Source organism: Bartonella sp. CL435QHHD, assembly GCF_042195095.1.
In the GTDB taxonomy this organism is placed as follows: Bacteria; Pseudomonadota; Alphaproteobacteria; order Rhizobiales; family Rhizobiaceae; genus Bartonella.
Genome location: NZ_JBHINS010000020.1, coordinates 1 through 6878, shown reverse-complemented (window position 1 = coordinate 6878; position 6878 = coordinate 1). Strand labels below are relative to the sequence as shown.

Annotated in this window: 1 protein-coding gene and 1 pseudogene; both read right to left on the bottom strand. The window is 40.3% G+C overall.

What is annotated here, in order from left to right; translation table 11 throughout:
• Positions 1 to 3810, bottom strand: a pseudogene (locus tag ACFILH_RS00735) (hypothetical protein); the annotation flags it as partial.
• Positions 3811 to 5017: 1207 nt separating this feature from the next.
• The coding region (locus tag ACFILH_RS00730) for a YadA-like family protein (protein WP_375667219.1) at positions 5018 to 6878 on the bottom strand (1861 nt) is incomplete at its 5' end.

Here is a 6878-nt window from a genome sequence, read left to right as displayed (position 1 = left end):
AGCAAACGCTGTTGCTACATCATGATACTCTTTATCTTCTGTTTTGCCATCTTCTTTCACGCTCTTAACCGCGAATGTAGGAGCTGTCCATGTGCCATTCTCATACTTAGCTTTACCACCTAAAGACTGCGCAACACCGCTCCCTAGAGCATATAGCTGATTACCCGCTACAGCATCACTTGAGGCTCCACTAATGTCTCCATTTTTAAGAGACGTAATCTTGCTGTTCTCTTTACTGTCCCCTTGCGTCGCTACAAACGCACCTTTAGCCTTATCCCACAACAACGCGTCAGCCTGAGCAGTGCTAATTTCATTGGTAATCTCTTTATGTAAATCCGTGAAAGAAGTGCCTACAGCGGCAAACGCTGAAGCCACATCTGTATAGCTCTCCTCACTCTCATTACCATCAGATTTTACTGTTTTAACCGTTAACTTAGGTTTGCTCCAGTGGCCATCCTCATACTTAGCACCACCACCTAAAGACTGTGCAACATCGCCACCCAATTTATGAAGCTGGTTACCCGTTACGGCATCCGTTGAGGTTCCACTAATGTCTCCATTTTTAAGAGACGTAATCTTGCTGTTCTCTTTACTGTCCCCATGCGTCGCTATAAAGGCACCTTTAGCTTTATCCCACAACAACGCATCAGCCTGAGCAGTGCTAATTTCATTGGTAATCTCTTTATGTAAATCCGTGAAAGAAGTGCCTACACCGGCAAACGCTGAAGCCACATCTGTATAGCTCTCCTCACTCTCAGTACCATCAGATTTTACTGTTTTAACCGTGAACTTAGGTTTGCTCCAGTGGCCATCCTCATACTTAGCACCACCACCTAAAGACTGCGCAACATCGCCACCCAATTTATGAAGCTGGTTACCCGTTACGGCATCCGTTGAGGTTCCACTAATGTCTCCATTTTTAAGAGACGTAATCTTGCTGTTCTCTTTACTGTCCCCATGCGTCGCTACAAAGGCATTCGCCGTTTGGCTCCAGATTAAAGAATCACCATTAACCGCTTGAGTAATATTACTTAGTTTTTCATCAAACTTTTTGACCTCATTAGACAGATGAGTGTTCACATTCTTGACACTCGTATCAAGACCCGCAAAAGCGCTACCAACATCATTGAAGCTTGTCTTTCCCACATCACCATCTGCAGAAATATTAGAGATCTCGTAAGTCGGAGCTGTCCATGTGCCACCTTCATACTTAGCTTTACCACCTAAAGACTTCGCAACACCGCTCCCTAGAGCATATAGCTGATTGCCCGCTACAGCATCACTTGAGTCTTTAGTTATAGACCCATTGGTAAGCGATGTTATCTTGCTGCTTGCATTCTCTTCACCATGCGTCGCTACACAAGCATGTGCACTGTCGCTCCAATTCAAGGAATCACTCTTCGCTTCAGCAATATCTTTGCTAATTTGATCCTGAATAGTCGTGATAGAATTATTCACATTCGCGAAAGAAGTTCCTACACCAGCAAACGCTGTTGCTACATCATGATACTCTTTATCTTCTGTTTTGCCATCTTCTTTCACGCTCTTAACCGCGAATGTAGGCGCACTCCAAGTTCCATTCTCATACTTAGCTTTACCACCTAAAGACTTCGCAACACTGCTCCCTAGAGCATATAGCTGATTGCCCGCTACAGCATCACTTGAGTCTTTAGTTATAGACCCATTGGAAAGCGATGTTATCTTGCTGCTTACCTTCTCTTCACCATGCGTCGCTACAAACGCATGTGCAGTGTCGCTCCAATTCAAGGAATCACTCTTTGCTTCAGCAATATCTTTGCTAATTTCATCCTTAATATTCGTGATAGAATTATTCACATTCGCGAAAGAAGTTCCTACACCAGCAAACGCTGTTGCTACATCATGATACTCTTTATCTTCTGTTTTGCCATCTTCCTTCACGCTCTTAACTGTGAATGTAGGCGCACTCCAAGTTCCATTCTCATACTTAGCTTTACCACCTAAAGACTTCGCAACATCGCCACCCAATTTATGAAGCTGGTTACCCGCTACAGCATCCGTTGAGGTTCCACTAATGTCTCCATTTTTAAGAGACGTAATCTTGCTGTTCTCTTTACTATCCCCATGCGTCGCTACAAAGGCATTCGCCGTTTGGCTCCAGATTAAAGAATCACTTTTTTCACCAGCAATTTCTTTGCTAATCTCATTTTTAATATTCGTGATAGAATCACCAACACCGGCAAAGGCAGACGCGACACTGTCATAAGTCGAGTCAGTAACGTCACCATCAGAATTGAAGCGCTTAACCTTGAATGTAGGAGCAGTCCACGTGCCATTCTCATACCTAGCGTTACCACCTAAAGATTTTGCAACTTTATCACCTAGAGCATAAAGCTGATTACCCGTTACGGCATCCGTGGAACCAGCATTAATCGAACCATCTAAAAGAGATGTAAGCTTGCTATTGCTTTTGCTATCTTTCTCTCCATGCGTCGCTACAAAGGCACCTTTAGCCTTATCCCACAACAACGCATCAGCCTGAGCAGTGCTAATTTCATTGGTAATCTCTTTATGTAAATCCGTGAAAGAAGTGCCTACACCGGCAAACGCTGAAGCCACATCTGTATAGCTCTCCTCACTCTCAGTACCATCAGATTTTACTGTTTTAACCGTGAACTTAGGCTTGCTCCATTGGCCATCCTCATACTTAGCACCACCACCTAAAGACTTCGCAACATTGCTCCCTAGAGCATATAGCTGGTTACCAGCTACAGCATCCGTTGACGTTCTACTAATGTCTCCATTTTTAAGAGACGTAATCTTGCTGTTCTCTTTACTATCCCCATGCGTCGCTACAAAGGCATTCGCCGTTTGGCTCCAGATTAAAGAATCACTTTTTTCACCAGCAATTTCTTTGCTAATCTCATTTTTAATATTCGCGATAGAATCACCAATACCGGCAAAGGCAGTCGCGACACTGTCATAAGTCGAGTCAGTAACGTCACCATCAGAATTGAAGCGCTTAACCTTGAATGTAGGAGCAGTCCACGTGCCATTCTCATACTTAGCGTTACCACCTAAAGATTTTGCAACTTTATCACCTAGAGTATAAAGCTGGGAACCATTAACGGCATCGGTTGACATTTTTGAGAGCTCACCAGGAGAAACCTTCAAAAGACGCCGTGTCTTACCTTCACTACTCTCAAAAGTCACGTCAGTTAATACTGAGGTAGGAGCAATAGCTATCACAGTTGGCCCATCATCCGCTCGGTTTAGTGCACTGGGTAAGCTTCTTATAAGAGAAAAGCTGTCTGTGTTCTTATGCTGATCATCACTTTGAGATGGATTATCTTGTTTTTCCCCAATAGCATGGGGTTCCTTTATCTCAACAAGCTGATGATTTAAACCTGCCAAATCACTATTAGTGCCAGAAAATGCATCCGCAACACTTTTATAACCTTCTACATTCTTATAACCTTCCGTACCTGCAAATGCAGTATCAAAAGCAGCTTTAGTCTGAAACTTAATATTAAGACTAAAGTTCTTGGGGGTATCCTCCCCCTCCACAAATGCAGAGCCACTATCTCTATACAATTTACTGCCAACTACATAGGCTGGCGGTATACCTTTAAGCGCATTTGCACCACCACTAAAGTCGTTTGATTTGTTATTTAAAATCTGAGTAGCAGCAGCAACAGGAGAAACATTTGATAAAAAGATAATCACTGAAGCCAATGAAAGCGCTTTAATAAAAAGCCGTCGATAAAACGAGCAAGAATTTTTACAATCATTCACCACTAGCGCTTTTGGTGTGGTATATAATTTTTTCATAACAAATTCTCCAAATAAGAAATACATATTTAGAACATTAAAAAGTCATATTTCAGTGCTAGGGGTGATTAACGACGTGATTTTTGTTTGTTCTCTATAAAGTTTGAGTTTGCCGCAGAGGCGAACAGAAGTAATTAGAAGTCCGGCAAGGTTGTGATGGACGTTGATTAAAGGTTTGGTTAATGGGTTTTTTATTTTTTCCGCTTTTAAGAAGGATGCTTTTTTTTGCAACAAAACTCCTGAATGAGGGTGAAAAACGGATATGAAGAAGACATACTTGCGCCCTATTGTTAGATCTGCGGTTTATAGTTTTTAAAGTAAAAGAGTTCATTTTGTATAATTAAGAGGCTGTAATGTTTATTAGGGGAAAAGGTTAAGTTGTTGGCTGAATGATTTAGAGTACTTGTTGTGAAATCATTACGCTTTTATCGCGGGGGTAAGAGGTATACTCTTGAGCTTTAGATTTTTTTCTCTCAAAGAGCTTCAAAATAAAATGAAGGTGATTGTTTGTTTTTTTCATAATCCGTCGCGCCCCCCTTGCGAGCATCTTTCTGTTTTTACCAAAATGAGTCTTACTAAAGAATATTTCGCAATGTTATAGACTATTGCGTAAAATAGCAAGAGGAAAATGAATTTAATTATTTTTACAGAATGAGTCTTTCCGATTTATACAATCGTAAAATATCCTTATAACTTTAAAATTCATAGATTCCATGCACTATAGACTTGTCTAGAGGTTCTGTTTAATCGTTCGTTTTAGGTGTCCCATTTTGATCAAAATGAGTCTTACTAATAATTGCCGCTGTTGCATACCTCATGATTGCTACTGCTATGCACAGAGCAAATAAATAAAATAATAATAATACGATTTTTGATTTTTTTAAACGTATCCCCCCAATGGATATTTTCTATCAATGAAATTATAGAACGTACAGTTTTAAAATACTGTGCGATTACGCACTCTATCAATTTATATGAGAGTATTACGCTGTATTTATAAAATTTTTGTTAAAGTAATTCACTTTTTACTAAAATCAATCTCACTAAGATTATTACTATAGAATACCTTGTTATAAGACTTTATAAGTATACTACTCTATGGACTTCTCTGTAAAATATTACTTCTCTATAATATAAAATTTCGCCCTTGTCTGATGAGACAAGGGCGAAACTTCGCTTAAATTGTAGTTTTTCATATTCTCTGGTGTTATTTTAATTTCAGAGTTATTCCACCACCTACACCCCACTGACCGCCAGCACTGGTTGCTGATAGATTAGAACGAATCTTGCCATCTTCAGATGTATAACCTGCACCAATCGCAAAGGCAGATTGTCCACGCCAAAAACCACCACCAAATGAAACACTCACAGATCCTGGGTCATCGAAGTAACGTAAGTTAGAGACTGCCAAACCAATCGCTGCTGCTTGCCTTGCCTCTTTGCGCACATTCGTAATATCATAACTTAGTGCGTCAAACTTCATATCGGTATAGGATTTCGCCGCATTAACACCATTATCGACTTGTTCTTTAGTATACTCTTTCGCACTTTCAAGAGTAATCTTCATCTGCTCCGCGGTATGATCGTATAACTGACCACCATTCACTGCGTCCTTAGAGCCATGTTCAATTTTTCCACCTTGAACATTCGTAATCAAAACAGGCTCACTGTCATCGACACCTTTTAGAGTGATGCTATTGATTTTCTTTCCGCTATCATCGGTATCATAGCTAACCGCAACATTCACCTTGTTTTCAACTTCTGTTACCCTGTCTGTAACGTCGGTTACATTTTTTTCAACTTCTGTTACCTTGTTATTCATCTGCGAAAACTGATAGTCAGTCACTTCATAAGTTGACTTTTCTAAAATTTCACTAGGAGCAACAGTTACCGTGGTTGAATTATCCGCCTCATCTATGGCGCTTTCTTCCTCATCTATGGCAAGAGGTAAGCTTCTTAGAAAACGTGCGCTTCTCATAAAAGGAAAGCCTTCTGAAATAATATCCGAAGAATTATCTTGAGGTGTATAACTTTTTTCAATAATACCAACGCTATCCTTTATCTTAACAATCTCCTCATTCAAACTTGTGAAAGCACTATTAACGCCAGAAAACGCATCTGCAACATTAGTATAGTTTTTCTCAGTTTCATTACCATTCTTATCAAAGGCTTTAACTGTAAATGTAGGATCTGACCATTTTCCCGCTTTATCATATCCAGCACCACCGCCAAAATAATGTGCAAATGCCTGAGCCATAAAATAAATTTGACCACCATTTACCGCTTCGGTCGATGTTGCCGTAAATGCACCCCCTTTAACACCAGAGAGAACTCGTGGAAAATTAATACCGTTTGCAATATCTATTCTATCACCACCCTTGTCTCCACCAATCGTAATAAGCCCAACGCTATTTTGCCTAACAAAACTATCACCTGTCACACTTTCGATCTTTTGATTAAGATTCGTAAAAGAACTACTTACACCAGAAAGCGCATCCCCAACATTCTGATAGTTCTTTTCAGTCCCACTACCATTTTTATCAAAAACCTTAACTGTAAAAGTAGGAGCATTCCAGTTTCCATCTTTATCATATCCAGCATTATCACTCAAATAGCCTGCAACTACATTGCTCATGGCATAAAATTGAGAGCCATTTATCGCATCAGTCGATGTTGCTGTAATCGAACCAGCCTTAACACCCGCAAGAGTCCGTGCCACATTATCAACATTCGCGATATTTACCCTGGCCCCACTTACTTTTCCACCAATGGTAATAAGTCCGGTATCATCTTGCTTAACAAGATTATCACCTGTCCCATCAATGACTATATTCTCAATCTTTTTATCAAGATTCGTGAAAGAACTACTTACGCCAGTAAAGGCATCCGCAACATTCTTATAGTCCTTTTCAGTCCCACTACCATTTTTATCAAAGACCTTAACTGTAAAAGTAGGAGCACTCCAGTTTCCATCTTTATAGCCAGCACCACCGCCAAAATAGCCTGCAACTACATTGCTCATGGAATAAAGTTGAGAACCATTTATCGCATCAGTGGACGCTGCTGTA